The organism is Streptomyces sp. PTY087I2, assembly GCF_001687325.1.
Classification (GTDB): domain Bacteria; phylum Actinomycetota; class Actinomycetes; order Streptomycetales; family Streptomycetaceae; genus Streptomyces.
Genome location: NZ_LZRD01000001.1, coordinates 435,552 through 454,413 on the forward strand (window position 1 = coordinate 435,552; position 18,862 = coordinate 454,413).

Annotated in this window: 17 protein-coding genes, 1 tRNA gene and 1 pseudogene; 7 read left to right on the plus strand and 12 right to left on the minus strand. The window is 70.9% G+C overall.

The window, feature by feature from the left end; genetic code table 11:
* Positions 1-19: 19 nt before the first annotated feature.
* The 5 genes from A3Q37_RS01865 to A3Q37_RS01885 form a co-directional block, all read right to left on the minus strand.
* Entirely contained in the window at positions 20-652 is a 633-nt protein-coding gene (locus A3Q37_RS01865) for an LUD domain-containing protein (RefSeq protein WP_065476650.1), read from the minus strand.
* Positions 649-2,187 carry a lactate utilization protein B gene (locus tag A3Q37_RS01870; RefSeq protein ID WP_065476652.1) on the minus strand — a complete coding sequence of 513 codons (1,539 nt, stop codon included), beginning with the start codon at positions 2,185-2,187 and terminating at the stop codon, positions 649-651. The genes A3Q37_RS01865 and A3Q37_RS01870 overlap by 4 nt, the downstream gene beginning before the upstream one ends.
* Positions 2,184-2,951 carry a (Fe-S)-binding protein gene (locus A3Q37_RS01875; RefSeq protein ID WP_065476653.1) on the minus strand — a complete coding sequence of 256 codons (768 nt, stop codon included), beginning with the start codon at positions 2,949-2,951 and terminating at the stop codon, positions 2,184-2,186. Before A3Q37_RS01875 ends, A3Q37_RS01870 begins: the two co-directional genes overlap by 4 nt.
* Before the next feature lie 145 nt (positions 2,952-3,096).
* Positions 3,097-3,846, minus strand: a complete 750-nt coding sequence (locus tag A3Q37_RS01880) for a FadR/GntR family transcriptional regulator (protein ID WP_065476655.1) — start codon at positions 3,844-3,846, stop codon at positions 3,097-3,099.
* A gap of 237 nt (positions 3,847-4,083) precedes the next feature.
* Complete coding sequence (locus tag A3Q37_RS01885) at positions 4,084-4,371, minus strand: DUF3040 domain-containing protein (RefSeq protein ID WP_065476657.1); 288 nt, start codon at positions 4,369-4,371, stop codon at positions 4,084-4,086.
* A 275-nt stretch (positions 4,372-4,646) separates the two neighbouring features.
* Between A3Q37_RS01885 and A3Q37_RS01890 the strand changes: the two genes are divergently transcribed.
* From A3Q37_RS01890 to A3Q37_RS01900, 3 genes are all read left to right on the plus strand, one after another.
* The gene (locus A3Q37_RS01890) at positions 4,647-5,609 is read left to right on the plus strand and encodes a HAMP domain-containing sensor histidine kinase (protein WP_065476659.1); all 963 of its coding nucleotides are present in this window, start codon (positions 4,647-4,649) and stop codon (positions 5,607-5,609) included.
* A 2-nt stretch (positions 5,610-5,611) separates the two neighbouring features.
* The gene (locus A3Q37_RS01895) at positions 5,612-6,304 is read left to right on the plus strand and encodes a response regulator transcription factor (RefSeq protein WP_065476662.1); all 693 of its coding nucleotides are present in this window, start codon (positions 5,612-5,614) and stop codon (positions 6,302-6,304) included.
* 75 nt (positions 6,305-6,379) lie between these two features.
* Positions 6,380-7,291, plus strand: a complete 912-nt coding sequence (locus A3Q37_RS01900) for a DUF2510 domain-containing protein (protein ID WP_079137618.1) — start codon at positions 6,380-6,382, stop codon at positions 7,289-7,291.
* A 111-nt stretch (positions 7,292-7,402) separates the two neighbouring features.
* Here A3Q37_RS01900 and A3Q37_RS01905 read toward each other — a convergent pair whose 3' ends face one another.
* From A3Q37_RS01905 to A3Q37_RS01915, 3 genes are all read right to left on the minus strand, one after another.
* Entirely contained in the window at positions 7,403-9,469 is a 2,067-nt protein-coding gene (locus A3Q37_RS01905) for a phosphocholine-specific phospholipase C (protein ID WP_065476667.1), read from the minus strand.
* A gap of 147 nt (positions 9,470-9,616) precedes the next feature.
* Complete coding sequence (locus tag A3Q37_RS01910) at positions 9,617-10,123, minus strand: GNAT family N-acetyltransferase (RefSeq protein WP_065476669.1); 507 nt, start codon at positions 10,121-10,123, stop codon at positions 9,617-9,619.
* Between the two features lie 33 nt (positions 10,124-10,156).
* A complete protein-coding gene (locus A3Q37_RS01915; protein WP_065476754.1) occupies positions 10,157-10,825 on the minus strand; it encodes an alpha/beta hydrolase in 669 nt (222 codons plus the stop codon).
* 87 nt (positions 10,826-10,912) lie between these two features.
* On the opposite strand from A3Q37_RS01915, the pseudogene A3Q37_RS01920 reads away from it, so the two are divergent.
* A pseudogene (locus tag A3Q37_RS01920) lies at positions 10,913-11,299 on the plus strand (serine hydrolase); the annotation flags it as partial.
* Positions 11,300-11,319: 20 nt separating this feature from the next.
* Here A3Q37_RS01920 and A3Q37_RS01925 read toward each other — a convergent pair.
* The 3 genes from A3Q37_RS01925 to A3Q37_RS01935 form a co-directional block, all read right to left on the minus strand.
* Positions 11,320-11,724 carry a hypothetical protein gene (locus A3Q37_RS01925; protein WP_255311705.1) on the minus strand — a complete coding sequence of 135 codons (405 nt, stop codon included), beginning with the start codon at positions 11,722-11,724 and terminating at the stop codon, positions 11,320-11,322.
* Positions 11,725-11,771: 47 nt separating this feature from the next.
* Positions 11,772-12,224, minus strand: a complete 453-nt coding sequence (locus tag A3Q37_RS37080; protein ID WP_065476671.1) for a hypothetical protein — start codon at positions 12,222-12,224, stop codon at positions 11,772-11,774.
* Positions 12,225-12,569: 345 nt separating this feature from the next.
* Positions 12,570-12,643, minus strand: a tRNA-Pro gene (locus A3Q37_RS01935).
* Between the two features lie 232 nt (positions 12,644-12,875).
* On the opposite strand from A3Q37_RS01935, the gene A3Q37_RS01940 reads away from it, so the two are divergent.
* Both A3Q37_RS01940 and A3Q37_RS01945 read left to right on the plus strand, forming a co-directional pair.
* Positions 12,876-13,514, plus strand: coding sequence for a transketolase (locus A3Q37_RS01940; RefSeq protein WP_255311708.1), 639 nt, complete (start codon positions 12,876-12,878; stop codon positions 13,512-13,514).
* Between the two features lie 34 nt (positions 13,515-13,548).
* Positions 13,549-14,451 carry a transketolase family protein gene (locus A3Q37_RS01945; RefSeq protein ID WP_065476674.1) on the plus strand — a complete coding sequence of 301 codons (903 nt, stop codon included), beginning with the start codon at positions 13,549-13,551 and terminating at the stop codon, positions 14,449-14,451.
* 117 nt (positions 14,452-14,568) lie between these two features.
* Here A3Q37_RS01945 and A3Q37_RS01950 read toward each other — a convergent pair whose 3' ends face one another.
* On the minus strand, positions 14,569-14,976 hold the full coding sequence (locus tag A3Q37_RS01950) for an MmcQ/YjbR family DNA-binding protein (protein WP_065476676.1): 408 nt from the start codon (positions 14,974-14,976) through the stop codon (positions 14,569-14,571).
* 242 nt (positions 14,977-15,218) lie between these two features.
* Between A3Q37_RS01950 and A3Q37_RS01955 the strand changes: the two genes are divergently transcribed.
* Entirely contained in the window at positions 15,219-18,719 is a 3,501-nt protein-coding gene (locus A3Q37_RS01955; RefSeq protein ID WP_065476677.1) for a ThuA domain-containing protein, read from the plus strand.
* The last annotated feature ends 143 nt before the right edge of the window (positions 18,720-18,862 follow it).

The window sequence follows — 18,862 nt, forward strand, 5'->3', positions numbered from 1 at the left end:
GGGATGCCCGTAAAGCCCCCTACGCGTCTGTGCGGATCACCACCACCAGCGTACGGGGGCCGTGGACGCCCTCCACCCGCTCCAGCTCGATGTCGGAGGTGGCGGACGGCCCGCTGATCAACGTCGTCGGCCGTTCGGGCGCCAGGCGTGCCACCGCCTCGGGCACCCCCGCCTCGACGGTGGAAAGGTCGACGACGCAGACATGCAGATCGGGGACGAGGGACAGCGCCCGGCGCCCCTGGCCGGGCGAACCGTCCAGGAAGATCGTGCCGGTCTCGGCGCAGCCTGCGGCCGATGCGGTCACCACCGCGTCCAGGGCGTCGAGTTGTGCGGGCGGGACTTCGGGGTGGTCCTCCCGCACCTCGCCCTCGTACCGGCTGAGCCAGCGCGCGTCCAGCCCGGCCGGCACGCCGATGCGGCGCACGCCGTGCTCCCGCAGGGCCTCGCCGATGACCTGGGCGGTGCGGTCCGCCGTACAGGGGTGCACCTGTGCCTTGTAGTCGAGGAGCCGGTCGGTGAAGAGGGCGAGGCGTTCGCCGTCGGGCAGGGCGCGGCCGGTGCGGTAGTCGCGCGGGACGGTGACGGCGGGCGCCGGGGCCAGTGCGAGCGCGTCGCGGATCCGGCCCAGCACGGTGTCGCGGGCGCTGCTCATGTCGCGTCCTCGCCTTTCTGCTCGCTGTTCCGGTCGGTGGCCGCGGCTCGCAGGGTGGCTCGGCCCTCCTCGGAGGCGAACCAGGAGCGGAAGGTCTCGCGGGGCGGGGCCGGGGTGTCGCGGCTGCCGCTCCAGCCGCTGAGTGGTGGGGGCAGCCGTGAGATCGTCCCGTCGCGCCCGGCGACGACCCTGCCGAGGGCGGACGCCTTCTGTGCGGCGGTGTACAGGGCCGGGCGGCACATCACGGCGGCGGCCGCCTTCATCGCCAGCTTCTCCGGGGTGACGCCGGTCTGTTCGGTGTGCTGATGGCGCAGCTCCACCAGCAGCGAGGGGATGTCGATCTTGACCGGGCAGGCGTCGAAACAGGCTCCGCAGAGGCTGGAAGCGTACGGCAGGGAGCTGTTGGGGTCGTCCTTCGCCGCGTGCATTCCGGCCAGTTGCGGGGTGAGGACGGCGCCGATGGGTCCGGGGTAGGTCGATCCGTAGGCGTGGCCGCCGGTCCGCTCGTACACCGGGCAGACGTTGAGGCAGGCGGAGCAGCGGATGCAGTTGAGGGCCGCCCGGCCGATCGCGTCGGCGAGGGCGGCGGTGCGTCCGTTGTCGAGGAGGACCAGGTGGAAGTCCTGGGGCCCGTCGCCGGGCGTCACCCCGGTCCACAGCGAGGTGTAGGGGTTCATCCGCTCTCCCGTCGAGGAGCGGGGCAGGAGCTGGAGGAAGACTTCCAGGTCCTGGTAGCGCGGGAGGACCTTCTCGATGCCCATGACGGTGATGAGGGTGTCGGGCAGGGTCAGGCACATGCGGCCGTTGCCCTCGGACTCGACGACGGCCAGGGTGCCGGTCTCGGCGATGCCGAAGTTGGCGCCGGAGACGGCGACCTTCGTGGTCAGGAACTTCTCGCGGAGGTAGCTGCGCGCGGCCGCGGCGAGGTGGGCGGGGACGTTGTCCAGTTCCGGGTCGACGCCGGGGATCCGGTCGAGGAAGATCTGCCGGATCTCGTCGCGGTTGCGGTGGATGGCGGGCACCAGGATGTGCGAGGGCTTGTCGTCGGCGAGCTGGACGATGAGTTCGGCGAGGTCGGTCTCGTACGGGGTGATGCCGATGGACTCCAGGTGCTCGTTGAGTCCGATCTCCTGGGTGGCCATGGACTTGACCTTGATGACCTCGTCGCTGCCCGTGGCCTTCACGAGGCGGGCGACGATCGCGTTGGCCTCGGCGGCGTCGCGCGCCCAGTGGACGGTGCCGCCGCGCTCGGTGACCTTGCGCTCCAGTTGTTCGAGCAGTTCGGGGAGCCGGTTCATGGTGTCGGTCTTGATGGCGGAGCCGGCGTCGCGCAGGGCTTCCCAGTCGGGGAGTTCGCCGGTGACGCTCAGGCGTTTGGCGCGGATGGTGCCGGTGGCGCGGCCGAGGTTGCGGCGGAGCTGGTCGTTGCCCAGTTCGTCGTGGGCGGCGCGGGGGAAGGCGCGGTCGCCGCGGAGGTTGCCGGTGCCGTACGGGGAGCGGGGCGGCGGGGCGGGCATGCCGAGGAACGTGCTCATACGGAGGCCTCCGTCAGGACGTCGGGCGTGGTGCGGGTCGCGGCGAGGATCCGGGCGAGGTGCAGGGTGCGGGTACCGGACCGGATCCGGGAGAGCCCGCCGCCGATGTGCATCAGGCAGGAGGAGTCCCCGGCAGTGCACACCTCGGCCCCGGTGGCCGTGATGTTGTCCATCTTGTCGTGGAGCATCGCGGTGGACGTCTCGGCGTTCTTGAGCGCGAAGGTGCCGCCGAAGCCGCAGCAGGAGTCGGCGCCGGGCAGCTCGACGAGGTCGATGCCCTCGACGGCGCGGAGGAGTTGGAGCGGTCTGTGGCCGACGCGGAGCATCCGCAGGGAGTGGCAGGTGGGGTGGTACGTCACCCGGTGCGGGAAGTACGCGCCGACCCGGGTGACGCCGAGGACGTCCACGAGGAGTTCGGAGAGCTCGTACGTCTTCGCGGCGACGGCGTCCACTCCGGCGCGGAGCGCTGCGTCCCCGTAGCGGTCGGCGACGATCCGGTGCTGGTGCCGGACGGAACCGGCGCACGAACCCGACGGCATCACGACCGCCTCGATCGAGGCGTCACCGAACCCGTCCGCGAAGTTACGCACCAGGGGCACGGGTTCACGCTGGTAGCCGGTGTTGATGTGCATCTGCCCGCAGCAGGTCTGGCCCGGCGGGAACACCACGTCGTGGCCCAGGCGCGTGAGCAGGATCGCGGTTGCCTTCACCGCGTCGGGGAAGAGCGTGTCTCCCAGACAGGTGGCGAAGAGTCCGATGCGCATGGGGCGCCTCCCCGGTCGGGTTCAGCCAGCGTTGAGGTTTCTATGGTCGGACCATACTAGGCGCGGGCCGCTGAAGGGAACGTCCGGCGACGCGTGGCGTTGCCGGACTCAACCTGGGGCGGGGCGGGGGGTTGCGCCCAGCCTTTTAGGAGCTGCCAGGGCCTGTGGGCTCGACGGGGCCGTCCACCAAAGTCCCGTGCAGCCCGCGGATATGCCACTCCACCAGGTCTGCGGCCTCCGGGCCGCTCCCCTCCCGTACGAGGTTGAGAAGCGTGCGGTGCTCGGCGTTGAGAGCGCGGGCGGTGGCCGGCCAGTCCTCGGCGGCTTCCAGGGCGCGCAGGATCAGTGGCCGCACGGACTCGCGTACGGCGGAGGTCAGCGTGGACGTCAGGGCGTTGCCGGAGCTGCGGGCGATGAGGACGTGGAAGCGGGTGTCCAGATCGTTGAAGGCATTGACGCCGATCCCCGGTTCCGCCATGGCCGCCACCAGCTTCTCCGCCTCGTCGAGGTCTTCGTCCGGAGCGTGACAGGCGGCGCCCTCGAAGCTGGACCGCTCCAGGACCACGCGGGCCTCCAGAACGTCGTGGAGGCTGTAGCTGCCGAGGGCGAAGTGCAGGCGGAGCAGGCGGCCCAGGGCGTCGTCCGGGTTGCGTACGATCCGGGCCCCGGCGTCGGGCCCCCGGCCGGGCTGGGCCACCAGGACGCCGATGGTCTCCAGCACCCGCAGCGCCTCGCGCAGGGCGGAGCGGCTGACGCCGAGCACCGGGGCCAGTTCCCGTTCGGGCGGCAGCCGGTCACCGGCGCGGAGCTCTCCGGCGACGACCCGTTCCTCGATGCTGCGGAGCACGAGCTCATGGGTACGGGACTGCTGCACGGGCTGCCATTCGACGGGCATCCGTCACTCCCTGCCTCGGCCGGATCCGGACAAGCAGCCTATGTCACACGGAGCCTGTGGTCGGACCACAGACCCATCGGCCATGCGTTCTTGTTCTGTACGTGCGAAGACCTCGTCACGTGCCGTACGTGCGAAGGCCTCGTCCGGCGTCCGGACGAGGCCTGGCACCGGCCGGAAGGAGGCCGGAGGAGGCGGTGTATGCGGGCACCGCCAGGAGCAGGAAGCAGAGGGTGCGCGTCAGCGGGTGCTGGGGATGTCCCGCCCGTGCAGGCGCCCGCGCTGCGGGTCGAAGAGGTTGGCCGCCGCGCCGGAGACGACCAGGCCCGTGGCGATCAGAAGGCCGTGACCCATGGTGATGCCCAGGCCCAGGACGGCGAGTCCGACGGCGAGCCACAGCCAGGCGTTGCGCCGGCGGTACTCGCGCGGGGAGCGCGGGGTCCCGTCGGACATCGCCTCGGCGAAGCCGGGATCATCGTGGCGCAGCTGCTCCTCGAGATCGCGCAGCCGCTCGTCGTACGTGGGCATGGTGTCTCCCTCCCGGTACGGAAACCTCTCGGCCTCTGAAGCCCCGGTCCCCGCGGTGCGGCACGGGGCAGGGCCCCCGGGGCCCTGGACCTCATGGTCGTCGGGGAGGGCCTTCGGGGGCCATCAGGGGCAGCACCCATATCCGGGGGTGCGCACCATGCAGACGGGAACGGACGGGCGGATGACAAACACACCCGCCGCAGCGGCGATAGTGGAGGCTGTCAGCGCGCACGTACGACACGTACAACCCGACCCTCCGAAGGAGCCGTTCGACCTTGTCCCTGTTCTGGCGGATCTTCCTGCTCAACGCCGCCGTGCTGGTCGCGGCCGGCGCCCTGCTGCTGCTCGGGCCGATCACCATCTCGACCCCGGTCCTGCTGACCGAGGCCATGATCCTGACCGGCGGCATCGCGTTCATGCTCGCGGCCAACGCGGCCCTGCTCCGGATCGGCCTCTTTCCTCTCCAGCGGGTCACCCGTGCGATGACGACCACCGATCTGCTGCGCCCGAGCCCGCGTCCCGAGGTCGCGGGGCACGGCGAGGTCGCGTCGCTGATCGAGACGTTCAACACGATGCTGGACCGGCTGGAGGCCGAGCGCGCCACCAGCAGCGCCCGCGCCCTCTCCGCCCAGGAGGCCGAGCGCCGCCGCGTGGCGCAGGAGCTGCACGACGAGGTCGGGCAGACGCTGACCGCGGTGCTGCTGGAGCTGAAGCGGGTCGCGGACCATGCCCCGGAGCCGTTGCGCGGGGAGTTGCGGCAGGTCCAGGAGATCACCCGGGGGTCGCTCGACGAGATCCGCCGGATCGCGCGCCGGCTGCGGCCGGGAGTGCTGGAGGAACTGGGCCTGGTGAGCGCGTTGACGGCACTGATCACCGAGACCCCGACGCCGGACGGGCTGACGATCCGCCGCCGGATGGAGAAGGATCTGCCGGAGCTGGGCGCGGAGGCCGAACTGGTCGTCTACCGGATCGCGCAGGAAGCCCTCACCAACACGGTCCGGCACGCCCGCGCCACCCACCTGGAACTCTCGCTGCGGCGCAGCCCGGGCGGGGTGGAGCTGCTCATCCGCGACGACGGCCGCGGTCTCGGCGACACCCCCGAGGGGGCCGGTCTGCGCGGTATGCGTGAACGCGCTCTGCTGGTCGGCGCCGAGGTCTCCCTCGGTCCCGGGCCGCACGGCGGCACGGAAGTACGGCTCGATGTGCCCGTCCCGAACGGAAGCAACGGAAGCAAGTGACCATGCCCACCTCCCCGTCCATCGCCACGCCCGCCAGGGGCGCCGCCGCCCCGACCCGCATCCTGCTGGCGGACGACCACGCCCTCGTACGCCGTGGAGTCCGGCTGATCCTCGACGGCCAACCGGACCTGACGGTCGTCGCCGAGGCCGGCGACGGCGCCGAGGCCATCGAGATGGCCCGCAGCGAACAGCCCGACCTGGTCATCCTGGACATCGCGATGCCCCGCCTCACCGGCCTCCAGGCGGCGCGCGAACTCTCCCGGGTCATGCCGGGCCTGCGCATCCTGATGCTCACGATGTACGACAACGAGCAGTATTTCTTCGAGGCGTTGAAGGCGGGTGCCGCCGGGTACGTCCTCAAGTCGGTCGCGGACCGGGACCTGGTGGAGGCCTGCCGGGCGGCGATGCGCGACGAGCCGTTCCTCTACCCGGGCGCGGTGACTGCGCTGATCCGCAACTTCCTCGACCGGGCCAAGGAGGGTGAGGACCTGCCGGCGCGGGCCATCACGGAGCGCGAGGAGGAGATCCTCAAGCTGGTCGCCGAGGGCCATTCCTCGAAGGAGATCGCCGAGATGCTCGTCATCAGCGTGAAGACGGTGGAGCGGCACCGCGCCAACCTGCTCCAGAAGCTCGGCCTCAGGGACCGTCTGGAGCTCACCCGTTACGCGATCCGGGCCGGCCTGATCGAACCCTGACCGGGACCGGGCGAGGGCGCCTGGTCGGTTCATGTGATTCTCACCCGATCCGCATAAGGTGCCCCCGTGACCCAGATGACCCCGCCCGGCTGGCATCCAGACCCCGGGCACTCAGGCAAAGGCCCCGCTCAGGAACGCTGGTGGGACGGGGCGCGGTGGACCGGCCATGTCCGCGCGTCGCCCGGTGCGGCACGCCGTCGCGGGATCCGCGTCGGCGTCGGTGTGACGGTCGGTGTGGTGGTGCTCGCCGCCATCGGGGGCGGCGTGTATCTGCTGGGCGAGGACCGCGACGGCGGCCGGCCGGACACCGCGGCCTCCTCACCGTCCGCCGCCCCCGATCTGCCGGGCGCACCCGACGGCGGCGACAAGGACGGCGGCCGGGGCGGCGAGGGGAACGACGGGGAGAACGGCGAAGACCAGGGGCCGGGGCAGCAGCTCCCGCCGACCGAGCCGGGCTTCGCCACGGACCTGGCCGCCGGGATCAGCCTGCCGGTGCCCGAGGGGTGGAAGGGAACGTCCGGGGCGGTCGGCGCCGGGCTGACGACGGGTGAGCACGCGTGCCCCGGCGACAGCTCCGAGACCTGTGTGCGCGGCGGTGTGTTCTCGGCCCCGGCGGCCGCCATGAAGCTCGCCGCGGGGAGTCCGGAGGAGGCGGCGAAGAAGGACATCACCGTCAACGCCACGGAATCCTACGGCGGCAAGAGCTACGGGAAGATCACCTCGCACGAGGAGCTGAAGTCCGAGGCCGTCACGGTGGCGGGCGGCAAGGGGTACGTCGTGCGCTGGAAGGTGGTGACGGAGAAGGGCGACGACGGTTACGTGGAATCGCTGGTGTTCCCCTCCCCCGTCTCCAAGAACATGCTCGTCGTGGTCCGGTCCGGGTTCGACATCAACAAGGACGCTCCGAAGCTGTCCGTCCTGGACGAGATCACGGGCGGGATCAAGGCCGCGTCCGGTGCCGGAGGAGGCAACGGCGGCGAGGTCTGACCCGCACGCACCACACCGCACGGAACTGCGAACGACAAACGGCGAACGGCGGGGCCCGGACCGGAAACGGCCCGGGTCCCGCCGTCTGCCTCTGCTCCTCCGGCCCCGCCCTCAGCCGGTGATGGTGGCGGGGTCGCTGACCCCGGCGGCCCCCGTCTCGACATGGCCGGCGAAGCGGCGCAGGAAGACGGGGTCGCCCTCGGCCGTGACGGACACGTCGTACCAGCGCTTGCCCGCCCGCAGGTCGATCGTGCGCGACACCGTGGCGCCGGGCCGGACGGTGACCGTCTGCTCCGCTCCCCCGTAGGCGGCGGCGTTGGCGAGGGTGAGCCGGACCTCGGTGTCACCGGGGTTGGTGAGGGTCAGGTCGAGGTTGCCGCTCCCGTCGTTGTGCCGGGCGGTGACCTCGGGACCGGCGGTCGGACCCGGGCTCCTGAACGTACGGAGGAAACCATTCGGGCCGTGGACGGTGAGGTCGTGGGTGCCGCCGGAGTACGCGGAGTTCCAGGCGTCCGAGATCGTCCTGCCCGCCTCGGCGGTGTACGTCCACGGGGCGTCGGTGCGGTTGCCGGAGGTGACGTAGAACTGCGCACCGGCCGCCGTCCCCGGGCTGAAGGTGAGCGAGATCTTTCCGGTGGCCGCGTCGACCGCGCCGTCGACGTACGGGGCGTACGGCAGCGGCCGGGTGGGGCGGCTGCCCGGCTCCTGCTTCGGCATCGAGCCGACGGCGGGCGGGGTGGGCCGGTAGTCCGGGTGCCGTTCGCGGTCCGGCGGCTCGTAGGCGGCGGTGTCCGGCAGGTCGCCGGGGGCGGGCTCGGTACGGGCGAAGTCGAAGGCGGACGTCAGATCGCCGCAGACGGCGCGCCGCCACGGCGAGATGTTGGGCTCGCGCACCCCGAAGCGCTGCTCCATGAAGCGGAGCACCGAGGTGTGGTCGAAGGTCTCGGAGCAGACGTAACCGCCGGTGCTCCAGGGCGAGACGACCAGCATCGGGACGCGCGGCCCGAGCCCGTAGACGCCGGGGGCGTACGAGGGGCCGCCCGCGTACACCTCGGTGGAGGTGTCTGCCGTGGAGAGGCCCTGGTTCGCGGAGGTCGGCGGGTAGGGCGGTACGACGTGGTCGAAGAAGCCGTCGTTCTCGTCGTAGGTGATGAACAGGGCGGTGCGGCTCCACACCTCGGGGTCGGAGGTGAGGGCGTCGAGCAGTCCCGCGATGTACCAGGCGCCGTAGTTGGAGGGGAAGTTGGAGTGCTCGCTGAAGGCCTCGGGGGCGGCGACCCAGGAGATCTGGGGCAGCTTCCCGTTCTTGACGTCGGCGGCGATCTCGTCGAAGTAGCCGCCGCCGGCCGACACGTCGGTGCCGGTGCGCGACTTCTCGTACAGCGGGTCGCCGGGCTCGGCGTTCCGGTAGTTGTGGAAGTAGAGGAGCGAGTTGCAGCCGTAGTTGCCCCGGTAGGCGTCGTCGATCCAGCCCCAGCGGCCCGCCGCGTCCAGCCCGTCACCGATGTCCTGGTAGATCTTCCAGGAGACCCCGGCCTCCTCCAGCCGCTCGGGGTACGTCCGCCAGCCGTACCCCTGCTCCTCGTTCCCGAGCACCGGGCCGCCGTCCGCCCCGTCGTTGCCGGTGTGACCGGACCAGAGGTAGTAGCGGTTGGGGTCGGTGGCCCCGATGAACGAGCAGTGGTAGGCGTCGCAGACGGTGAAGCGGTCGGCGAGCGCGTAGTGGAAGGGGATGTCGTCCCGGGTCAGGTAGGCCATGGTCGTCGGCGTCTTGGCCGGGATCCAGCGGTCGTAACGCCCGTCGTTGTACGCCTGGTGGCCGCCCGCCCAGTCGTGGTTGAGGCCCTGGAGGAACTGCATCCCCAGGTCGTCGGCGGTCGGGTGGAACGGCAGGGTCTCCTTGCCCGCCGCGTCGGCCTGATGCCAGACGGACTTCCCGCTGGGCAGCGTCACGGGCCGCGGGTCACCGAACCCCCGCACGCCTTTCAGCGCGCCGAAGTAGTGGTCGAAGGAACGGTTCTCCTGCATCAGGACGACGATGTGCTCGACATCCTTGATCGTCCCGGAGGCACGGTGGGCGGGGATGGCGGCGGCGCGGTCGATGCTGCCCGACAAGGCGGCGAATCCCGCCGTCGCACCGGCTATCTGGAAGAAGCGGCGCCGATTCATATCTGCCATGAGTGAGGGGCCTCTTGGGGTGTGGGGAACGGATTGAGGTGTGGGAAACAGAAGCGAACAGGATGTTCCAAGAGAACCGAACAGAACGGAAGGGGCCATGACGCATCGGTGAACGCCGGAGGTACGCCCAGCACGCGCGTCCTCGCCTCACGGCAACGATCGTGTGAGCCAGACCACTTCGCCGTTCTCCTCCGTGGAGACGTGATCCCGATGGAATCCGAGCTTCTCCAGTACCCGGAGCGACGGGGTGTTCCATGTGCCGACGGTCGACCACAGCCGCTTGCGCCCGGTCGCCGCGGCGGCTTCCAGTACGGCGCCGGCCGCCTCGGTGGCGTAACCGCGCCCGTGCGCGTGCCGGAACAGCTCGTACGCGATCTCGGGCTCCTCCAGCGTGGTGCGGCCGATGATCAGTCCGCAGTAGCCGATGAAATCGCCTTCCTCCCGGCGCTGGACGGGCAGCAGGGCGATCCCCGTGGTCTCCGTCGCGGTGAGGAACTCCGCGATGGATGTCCGGATGCGCTCCACCGGGGGTTTCCCGTTGCCGCGTTCGGCAAGGAGGTCGCAGAACTCGGCGGCGTCGGATTCGGCCCACGGCCGGAGGATCAGGCGCTCGGTCTCCAGGTGGAACGGCATGGTCGCGTATGTGGTGGACATGGGCCCCACTCTGGCCCATGGGCTCGTCGCGAACTACGGGCGGTACCCCGGTACGAGCAGTTCCCGCAGGAATCCCGCGAGGAGATCGGGCTGCCCGACGAACGGGGAGTGGCCGGTCCCCCACTCGCGTACCGCTGTGCAGCGTGAGGCCATCGTCCGTTGCAGAGCGGGGTCGATGGCCCGGTCCTGGGCGCAGACGATGTACGTGGACGGGGTGTCCTTCCAGCTGTGGTGCCGCGGAACTCCCCGCCCGCAGCCGGGGGCTTGGGGGCGGAGCAGTCCGACTGCCCGGGCGGCGAGTGGTGCGGGGCAGTCGTGGTAGAGGACGTCGGCAGCGCGGTCGGGGCACAGGCTGGTCGATCCGTCGGGTTCGGGCCTGATCGCGTCCCTGAGCTCCGCGGACGCCCCGCCCAGAGCGGCCGCGCTCTCCCCGGTGTCCAGGGCGAAGGCCGCCAGATAGACGAGATGGCGCGCTCCGCGCACTCCGGTGATCACGGATCCGCCGTAGGAGTGCCCGAGCAGCAGCGGCGGCTCGTGCAGCGCGTCGACGGCGGCCTGGACCGCCTTCATGTCGGCCGCCAGTGAGCCCCGGTGGAGTTCGGGGGCGACGGCTTCGACGCCCGAGGACCGCAGGCGGTGCGCGACCGCATCGAAGTGCTCGGGGCGGTGGTACAGGCCGTGGACGAGTACGACGGCAGGCAGTTGACCCGCCTCCTCAGCGTCGGATTCCGGGCTGGTGATCATAGGCGTCGGTCCCGCACGGCCGGAGAGCGGAGGCATGGGCGGGACACCGAGGTGTCCTCAGGTGCAACCTGGGGCGGAGCCGCCGGCCAGATGATCTCCACGCCGAGCGACCTCGCGAAGTTCGCCCGCCTGCTCCTCGACGGAAAGCTCCTCGCACCCGAGCAACTCACCGAGATGCGCAAGACGGTCGACGCGCCGCTCATGCCCGGATGGCTTTACGGACTCGGCCTCTTCAGCATCCCGCTGAGCTGCGGCGGCGAGTACTGGGGGCACGGCGGCGACATCGACGGCTACGAAACCCGGGGCGGCGCCACCGACGACGGCCGATCGGTGGGTCTGGCGGTCACCGCGCTGCCCGGCACGTTCAGCGACGCGGAGAAGGCCGCGAAGGCGGTGGTGTCCGCGACGGACACCGCGTTCCGCTCAGCATGATCGCCGTTGTGCAGCAGCCTTCAGGGCTGGTCCGGAGCGCCCGCCGCATCCGATCCGGCCCGGTCGCGGCGGGCGCGCAGGGCGCGGGTGAGGCGTGCGATGCCGTGGCCGAGCAGCCAGGGCAGCACCGTAAGGCCCCCGACGTACGCGAGAACGTAGTGGACGACGTCGCGTGTGTGGCCGGGCCGGCCCCAGCTGTCCATGGGCAGGGTCACCAGGGTCGCGGAGACCGCCACGGGCAGCAGCGGCAGAAGCACCGACCACAGCCGTGGCCGTCGACCGGGTCGCAACGCGCACCACACGCCCATCCCTGCCATGACGAGCGGCCCGAAGGGGATCCACAGGAACACCGGGACGACCAGCAGCACCCACCACTCGTCCCCGTAGCCGAACATCATCGGCACCGCCCCCTGATCCCCGCGCACGCACGCTCACCCCAGTATCCCTGCGGCGAGCCGGCTCGATCGGGCGGTCACCGGGTGTCGGCGGTCACGTCCACGTCGATCCAGGGGCGTGCGGTGTGGGTGACCGTCACGGTGGGTGCGGGCTTGGGCTGCGCGGTACGCGTCACGGTCACGGTGGGTGCGGGCTTCGGCTTCGCGGTACGCGTCACGGTGGGTGCGGGCTTCGGCTTCGCGGTACGCGTCACGGTCACGGTGGGTGCGGGCTTCGGCTTCGCGGTACGCGTCACCGTCACGGTGGGTGCGGGCTTCGGCTTCGCCGTACGCGTCACCGTCACCGTCGGCGCAGGCTTGGGCTTCACCGTACGCGTCACCGTCACCGTCGGCGCAGGCTTGGCCTTGGCCGAGAGGGCAGCCGAGGGCTGGGCGCCGGCCAGGGCTGTCGGCACCGCAACGGCGAGAATCGGCAACGCGATCACACTGGCGATCGCGAGCCCCACACGGCTGCCGCTGACAAGCTTCATGAATTCCTCCGGGGTTCGATCCACGTGGACAACAGGTGGATCAGTGGATGACTTCGGCAATCCCACCAGAGCAGGCGCTCCCCGACAGGCTCGCTCGCGAGCGTCGGCATGGCTTTCACCCGTGGGTGGCTTCGTTCGAAATGAAGATCGACCCTGGCGGCGGGCGGTGGCCTCCGGAAGGAAGGCTGACGAGGACGAAGCCGAGGGGTGACTCCGGTCGATCGTCGAAGCCGCGGAGGGAGGGCTTCCCCGTTGCTCACCACCGGTCCCCAGCCGGTCCCCAAAAACGATCAAGGCCGGTTTCGGATTGCTCCGAAACCGGCCCTGATCTACGACTGTCTCCAGTCGGGACGACAGGATTTGAACCTGCGACCCCTTGACCCCCAGTCAAGTGCGCTACCAAGCTGCGCCACGTCCCGATACCCGCCTGACCTGGGGTTTCCCCTGGCCGAACGCGCATGAGAACAATACCGCACTCCGGCAGGTGGTCACCAACACCATTCCCCGCTTGACCTCAACCATGGTTGATGTTGAACGCTCGGGGTCATGACGAACTCGACTGCCGCACCGGCCCCCGACCGCCAGGCCGCACCCGCGCCCACGCCCGTACCCTCGCCCGACTTCCGGGATCTGCCCCGGCTGATCGCTCTGATGACCGGGGCGGAGAAGCACGCCCCCGCCGCCCACTCCACGCTCGACGCCCTGTGGGTCCTCTACAACCGGGTGCTCCGGGTCACACCGGAGACGGTCGACGATCCCGGGCGGGACCGCTTCCTGCTGTCCAAGGGGCACGGGCCGATGGCCTACTACGCCGTCCTCGCCGCGCACGGCTTCTTCGGCGAGGAGGTGCTGCCCGGCTTCGGGTCGTACGACTCGCCGCTCGGCCACCACCCGGACCGGCTGCTGGTGCCGGGGGCGGAGATCGGCAGCGGGTCCCTCGGGCATGGGCTGCCGCTCGCCGTCGGGACGGTGCTGGGGCTGCGCGCCCAGGGCCGCACCGATCCCCGGGTCTGGGTACTGATCGGCGACGCCGAGCTGGACGAGGGCAGCAACCACGAGGCCATCGCCCACGCGGGCCCCGCCGGGCTCGAACAGCTCCACACCCTCGTGATCGACAACGCGTCCGCCACCCACGGCTGGCCCGGCGGGATCGCCTCCCGCTTCGCGTCCGCCGGATGGGACGCGGTGACCGTGGACGGCCGCGACCACGAGGCCCTGTACGAGGCGTACAGCACGCCCCACCCGGGCCGGCCGCTGGCCGTCGTCGCCCGTGTCGAACCCAAGAACTGACCGCAGCGGACCGAGAACCCGGGAGGGACCCTTCATGGACACCATGCGCGACCGATTCATCAGCACCACCTCGCAGCTCCTGGACGAGGAGCCACGGCTGGCCGTCGTGCTCGCCGACATCAGCGCCGACGGCTTCGCCCCGGCCCGGCGCACCCACCCGGACCGGGTGATCAACGTCGGCATCCGCGAACAGCTGCTGGTCGGGGCGAGTGCCGGCATGGCGCTGACAGGGATGCGGCCGATCGTGCACACCTTCGCCAGCTTCCTGGTGGAGCGGCCGTTCGAGCAGGTCAAGCTGGACTTCGGGCACCAGGGCGTCGGCGGCGTCCTGGTGAGCGCCGCCGGCTCGTACGACTGGCCGGCCGGGGGCTTCACCCATATGGCACCCGGCGATGTCGCCCTCCTCGACACGCTGGACGGCTGGACGGTGCACGTGCCGGGCCATCCGGACGAGGCCGAGGCCCTGCTGCGGAAGGCGGTCACCGGCGACGACCGGGTGTACGTACGTCTCTCGCTCCAGGAGAACCGGGAGGCGCGGCCGGTGGGCGGCGCGGGCGGATTCAGCGTGGTGCGCGAAGGGCGGCGCGGGACCGTGATCGCCGTCGGCCCGATGCTCGACAACGTCCTCGCCGCCACCGAGGGGCTGGACGTCACCGTGCTGTACGTGACGACGGTGCGGCCCTTCGACGCGGCGGGGGTGCGCCGGGCCGCCGGTGCCGCCACGAGCGCGGACGTGGTGATCGTGGAGCCGTATCTCGCGGGCACCTCATCCGCCGCCGCGGGCGAAGCGCTCATGGACCTGCCGCACCGGGTGCTCGGGCTGGGGGTGGGCCGCGCCGAGCTGCGCCGGTACGGGCAGATGGAGGAGCACCTCACGGCCCACGGCCTGGACCCGCAGGGCCTGCGGGAGCGGATCACCGGGTTCCTGCGCCCCTGACGTGACCGGCGAATGCCCGGTGGGGGGACCTGACGGCCTGCCCCCGCCCTCAGCCCCTCCCCCGAATGCCCAGGGGACCCCGACGAATGCCCGGGGGACCCCGGCGGTCTGCCGCCCTCAACCCTCCCCCTGCTCGCCCTTCCCCGGCGCGTCCGGCTCCGGCGCAGCCAGCTCCGGATGCGCCGCCGCCAGCCGGCGTGGGGCGACCTGCCGCCAGGAGTCGGCGAGGATCGCGGCCAGCTCGTCCGCGTCCTCCAGCGCCGCCAGCCGGACGCGCATCCACGCGTAGTGGTCGTCGTGCCCCTCGCGGATGAAGAACTTCTCCGGCTCGGCGGCGATCAGCTCGGCGCGGTCCTCGCGGGGGCACTTCACGCCCATCGACATCTCGTCGTCGCCGAGCGAGGCGAAGATCTTGCCCGCCACCCGGAAGGTGGGCTGCCCCCAGGCGAGCTTCTCGGTGGTGTCGGGCAGGGAGAGCGCCGTCGAGCGGACGTCGGCGGCGGTGATCGTGGCGTCGGCGGTCATCCCGGGTCTCCGTTTCGACGGCGCCCCGGCACCCTGTTGCCGGGTTCGATCCGACCGTAACGCCCAGCACCGACATCCACCCGCGACCGGCCCCCCGCCCACGACCCCGCGCCCCGCTCCACACCGTGGGCCCTGCACACCCATTGACCCCGCCGAAGGGCTGAACCTACTCTGAACGGCGTACTTCAGAAAGCGCTTTCTATTTACCCCACAGTCGGCTTCTACCGCACAGGGAGCGCCCCATGAGACGCCGTTCGTTACGCCGGGCCGGCCGCGTCGGCCGATCCCCCGGCGGCCCGTCCCCCCTCATCGTCGTCACCTCGCTCCTGGCGCTGGTCCTCGCCCTGCTGGTGGCCTCGCCGGCCGGCGCGCAGGCGGCCGATGCGTACCGGGTGCTCGTGTACTCCGAGGTCACCAACTCCGACCACCCCTCGATCCCGGCGGGCATCGAGGCCATCGAGAAGCTCGGGGCCGAGCACGGCTTCGCGGTCGAGGCTACCGCGGACTCCTCGGTCTTCAACGACGCCGACCTCGGCCGCTTCCAGGCGGTCGTCTTCAACAACACCAACTCCACGCCGGAGACAGGTGACTTGCTCAACGCGGAGGAGCGTTCCGCGCTTCAGCGGTACATCCGCGCGGGCGGCGGCTGGGTCGGGCTGCACTCCGCGTCCGCGAGCGAGCGGGACTGGGAGTGGTACGAGGGCCTGGTCGGCGCGATCTTCGACAAGCACCCCGCCCCGCAGACCGGCCGGATCAAGGTCCTCGACCACGCGCACCCCTCCACACAGCACCTTCCCGACCTCTGGGAGCGCCAGGAGGAGTGGTACAACTGGCGCACCAACCCCACGTCCAAGGTGCACACCCTCGCCCAGATCAAGGTGCGGGACGGGATCGACGGGCTCGACGAGGGCGTCGACCACCCGTTCTCCTGGTGCCAGAACTACGACGGGGGCCGCTCCTGGTTCACGGCGGGCGGGCACGACAAGGCGGCCTTCCAGGAGGAGGCGTTCGTCCAGCACCTGCTCGGCGGCATCCAGTGGGCGGCCGGTGCGGCGGAGGGTGACTGCACCGCGACGCGCACCGGTTCGTTCCAGCGGACCCCGCTGGCCACGAGCGATCTGGCCGACCCGTTCGAGCTGGCCGTCGCCCCCGACCGCCGGGTGTTCTTCGCCCAGCGGACCGGGAAGCTGAAGGTGATCGACCAGGAGACGATGAAGGTCTCCACCGCGCTGGACTTCGCGTACACCCCGGAGATGACCAGTCAGTCGGACGGCCTGCTGGGCCTCACGCTCGACCCCGGCTTCGCCGAGAACAACTGGCTGTATCTGCTCTACTCCGACAAGGTCGAGAAGCGGCTGAACCTGTCCCGTTTCACCGCTGACGGCACCACCGTCGACCCGGCATCCGAGAAGCGGCTGCTGACCGTGCCGACGCTGCGCGGCGAGGGGCGGGCCAACTCGCACATGGCCGGTTCGCTCGCCTTCGACAAGGACGGCAATCTGTACGCGGCGACCGGCGACAACACCGACCCGTTCGCCTCGGACGGCTTCACGCCGATCGACGAGGGCGAGGGCCGCCGCGCCTGGGACGCGCAGGGCACCGCGGGCAACACCAACGACCTGCGGGGCAAGATCCTGCGGATCACGCCCGAGGACGACGGGACGTACTCCGTCCCCCAGGGGAACCTCTTCGCCCCGGGTACGGAGAAGACGCGGCCCGAGATCTATGCGATGGGCATGCGCAACCCGTTCCGGATCACCACCGATCCGATCAGCGGGGCCCTGATGGTCGCGGACTACGGCCCCGACGCCCGTGAGGCGAAGGCGGACCGGGGGCCGGAGGGCACGGTCGAGTTCACCCGTATCACGGAGGCGGGCAACTTCGGCTGGCCGTACTGCATCGGCGACAACACTCCGTTCAACGACTACGACTTCGTGACGAAGACGTCCGGCCCGAAGTTCGACTGCTCGGCTCTGGTGAACGACTCGCCGAACAACACCGGTCTGCGGGAACTGCCGCCGGCCCAGCCCGCCACGGTCTGGTACGCGTACTCCGCATCCGCCGAATTCCCGGAGGTGGGTACCGGGGGAGGCGGTCCGATGGGCGGCCCGGTCTACGACTTCGACCCGGACAACACCTACCGCACCAAGTTCCCCGAGTACTTCGAGGGGAAGGCGTTCAACTACGAGCTGACGCGGGGCTGGTTCAAGACGTTCTCGTACCAGAGCGAGGACCAGACGTTCACCGATCCCCGGTTCGACCCGGTGAAGGCGGGCGATCTCCAGTCGATCAACGGCATCTTCGAGGACATGGAGTGGAACCAGCCCTTCGACGCGGACTTCGGTCCCGACGGGGCGCTGTACGTCATCGACTTCGGCCTCGGCAGCGGTACCGGACGCGGCGGGAGCAACGAGGGTGCGGGCATCTACCGGATCGACTACGTCGGTGACGGGCGGCTGCCCGACGCCAAGATCTCCGTCGACCGGGACAGCGGGCCGGATCCGCTGACCGTGAAGTTCTCCAGCGAGGGTTCAGGACTGCCGGACGATCAACCGGTCACCTACGCCTGGGACTTCGACGGTGACGGCACCACGGACTCGACCGAGGCCGCGCCCTCGCACACGTACACCGCGAAGGGGCTGCACACCGCGCGGCTCACCGTGACCGGCCCCGACGAGCTGACGGCGCTGGCGGTGCAGGACATCACGGTGGGCAATACGCGGCCCGAGGTGACGATCCAACAGCCGCCGGACGGCGGGATGTTCAGCTTCGGCGACACGATCCCGTTCACGGTGAAGGTGACCGACGCGGAGGACGACGAGAGCGGGCCGATCGACTGCTCGCGGGTCGTGGTGCAGTCGCAGCTCGGCCATGACACCCATCTGCATCCGCTGGACAACTACACCGGCTGCACAGGGGAGATCGTCACGGACGCCGGGGACAGCCACGGTCCGGGGCAGAACCTCTACTACGGGATCACCGCCCAGTACGAGGACAAGGGCGCCCCGGACGCCCCGGCGCTGACCGGATCCACCTCGCTGACCCTGCGCACCTCCTTCCGTGAGGCCGAGCACCGCACGGCGACCGGTGGCGCCAACGGCGGTGCGGACATCGGGAGTCGGGCCGACGCGTCCGGCGGGAAGCGGCTGATCGAGATCGAGGACGGCGACTGGGTCGCCTTCGCCCCGGTGAACCTCGCCAACGTCGAATCGGTGACGGTCGGCGCGTCCTCCGGCGGGCTCGGCGGCACGGTGGAGTTCCGGGCCGGCTCCCCCACCGGTGAGCTGCTGGGTTCGGTCGAGATCCCGAACACCGGCGGCTACGAGAAGCTGATCTCCCCGACGACGGAGCTCAAGGACCCGGGCGGGTCGACCACGCTGTACGCGGTCTTCACCAACCCGGACTGGGCTCCCGACAAGGCCGACCTGTTCTCGGTCGACTGGCTGCACTTCAACGGGCCGGGCGTGGAGAAGGAGGGCGGGACGACGGTGACGGTGAAGGCCGAACCGGCGTCCGGTACCGCTCCGTTCGCTGTCTCGCTGAGCAGCACGGTCGAGCCCGCCGAGGGCCGCACGATCGCCTCGTACCACTGGGACTTCGGCGACAACGTGAAGCCGTCCGGCACCGAGGGGCCCACGGCGACGCACACCTACGACCGCAAGGGCGCCTACACCGCGCATCTGACGGTCACCGACAACAAGGGCGACACGACCACCGGCGCCGTCCGCATCGACGTGAAGTGAATCGACGTGAAGTGAGGAGTCCCGTGGGAACGCAGCACGCGAACGGAGCCCGAAGAGCCTTTCTCGGTACGGCGTTGGGGGCGGTGGCCGCCGTCGGCCTGGGCGCTTCCCCGGCCGCCGCGACGGCCCGCCGAGGGTGCCGG

Bases quoted from the DNA above. Each gene is read 5' to 3' on its own strand.
- A3Q37_RS01865 (WP_065476650.1), bottom strand. From the start codon at position 652: ATGAGCAGCGCCCGCGACACCGTGCTGGGCCGGATCCGCGACGCGCTC.
- A3Q37_RS01870 (WP_065476652.1), bottom strand. From the start codon at position 2,187: ATGAGCACGTTCCTCGGCATGCCCGCCCCGCCGCCCCGCTCCCCGTAC.
- A3Q37_RS01875 (WP_065476653.1), bottom strand. From the start codon at position 2,951: ATGCGCATCGGACTCTTCGCCACCTGTCTGGGAGACACGCTCTTCCCC.
- A3Q37_RS01880 (WP_065476655.1), bottom strand. From the start codon at position 3,846: ATGCCCGTCGAATGGCAGCCCGTGCAGCAGTCCCGTACCCATGAGCTC.
- A3Q37_RS01885 (WP_065476657.1), bottom strand. From the start codon at position 4,371: ATGCCCACGTACGACGAGCGGCTGCGCGATCTCGAGGAGCAGCTGCGC.
- A3Q37_RS01895 (WP_065476662.1), top strand. From the start codon at position 5,612: ATGCCCACCTCCCCGTCCATCGCCACGCCCGCCAGGGGCGCCGCCGCC.
- A3Q37_RS01900 (WP_079137618.1), top strand. From the start codon at position 6,380: ATGACCCCGCCCGGCTGGCATCCAGACCCCGGGCACTCAGGCAAAGGC.
- A3Q37_RS01905 (WP_065476667.1), bottom strand. From the start codon at position 9,469: ATGGCAGATATGAATCGGCGCCGCTTCTTCCAGATAGCCGGTGCGACG.
- A3Q37_RS01910 (WP_065476669.1), bottom strand. From the start codon at position 10,123: ATGTCCACCACATACGCGACCATGCCGTTCCACCTGGAGACCGAGCGC.
- A3Q37_RS37080 (WP_065476671.1), bottom strand. From the start codon at position 12,224: ATGAAGCTTGTCAGCGGCAGCCGTGTGGGGCTCGCGATCGCCAGTGTG.
- A3Q37_RS01940 (WP_255311708.1), top strand. From the start codon at position 12,876: ATGACCGGGGCGGAGAAGCACGCCCCCGCCGCCCACTCCACGCTCGAC.
- A3Q37_RS01945 (WP_065476674.1), top strand. From the start codon at position 13,549: ATGGACACCATGCGCGACCGATTCATCAGCACCACCTCGCAGCTCCTG.
- A3Q37_RS01950 (WP_065476676.1), bottom strand. From the start codon at position 14,976: ATGACCGCCGACGCCACGATCACCGCCGCCGACGTCCGCTCGACGGCG.
- A3Q37_RS01955 (WP_065476677.1), top strand. From the start codon at position 15,219: ATGAGACGCCGTTCGTTACGCCGGGCCGGCCGCGTCGGCCGATCCCCC.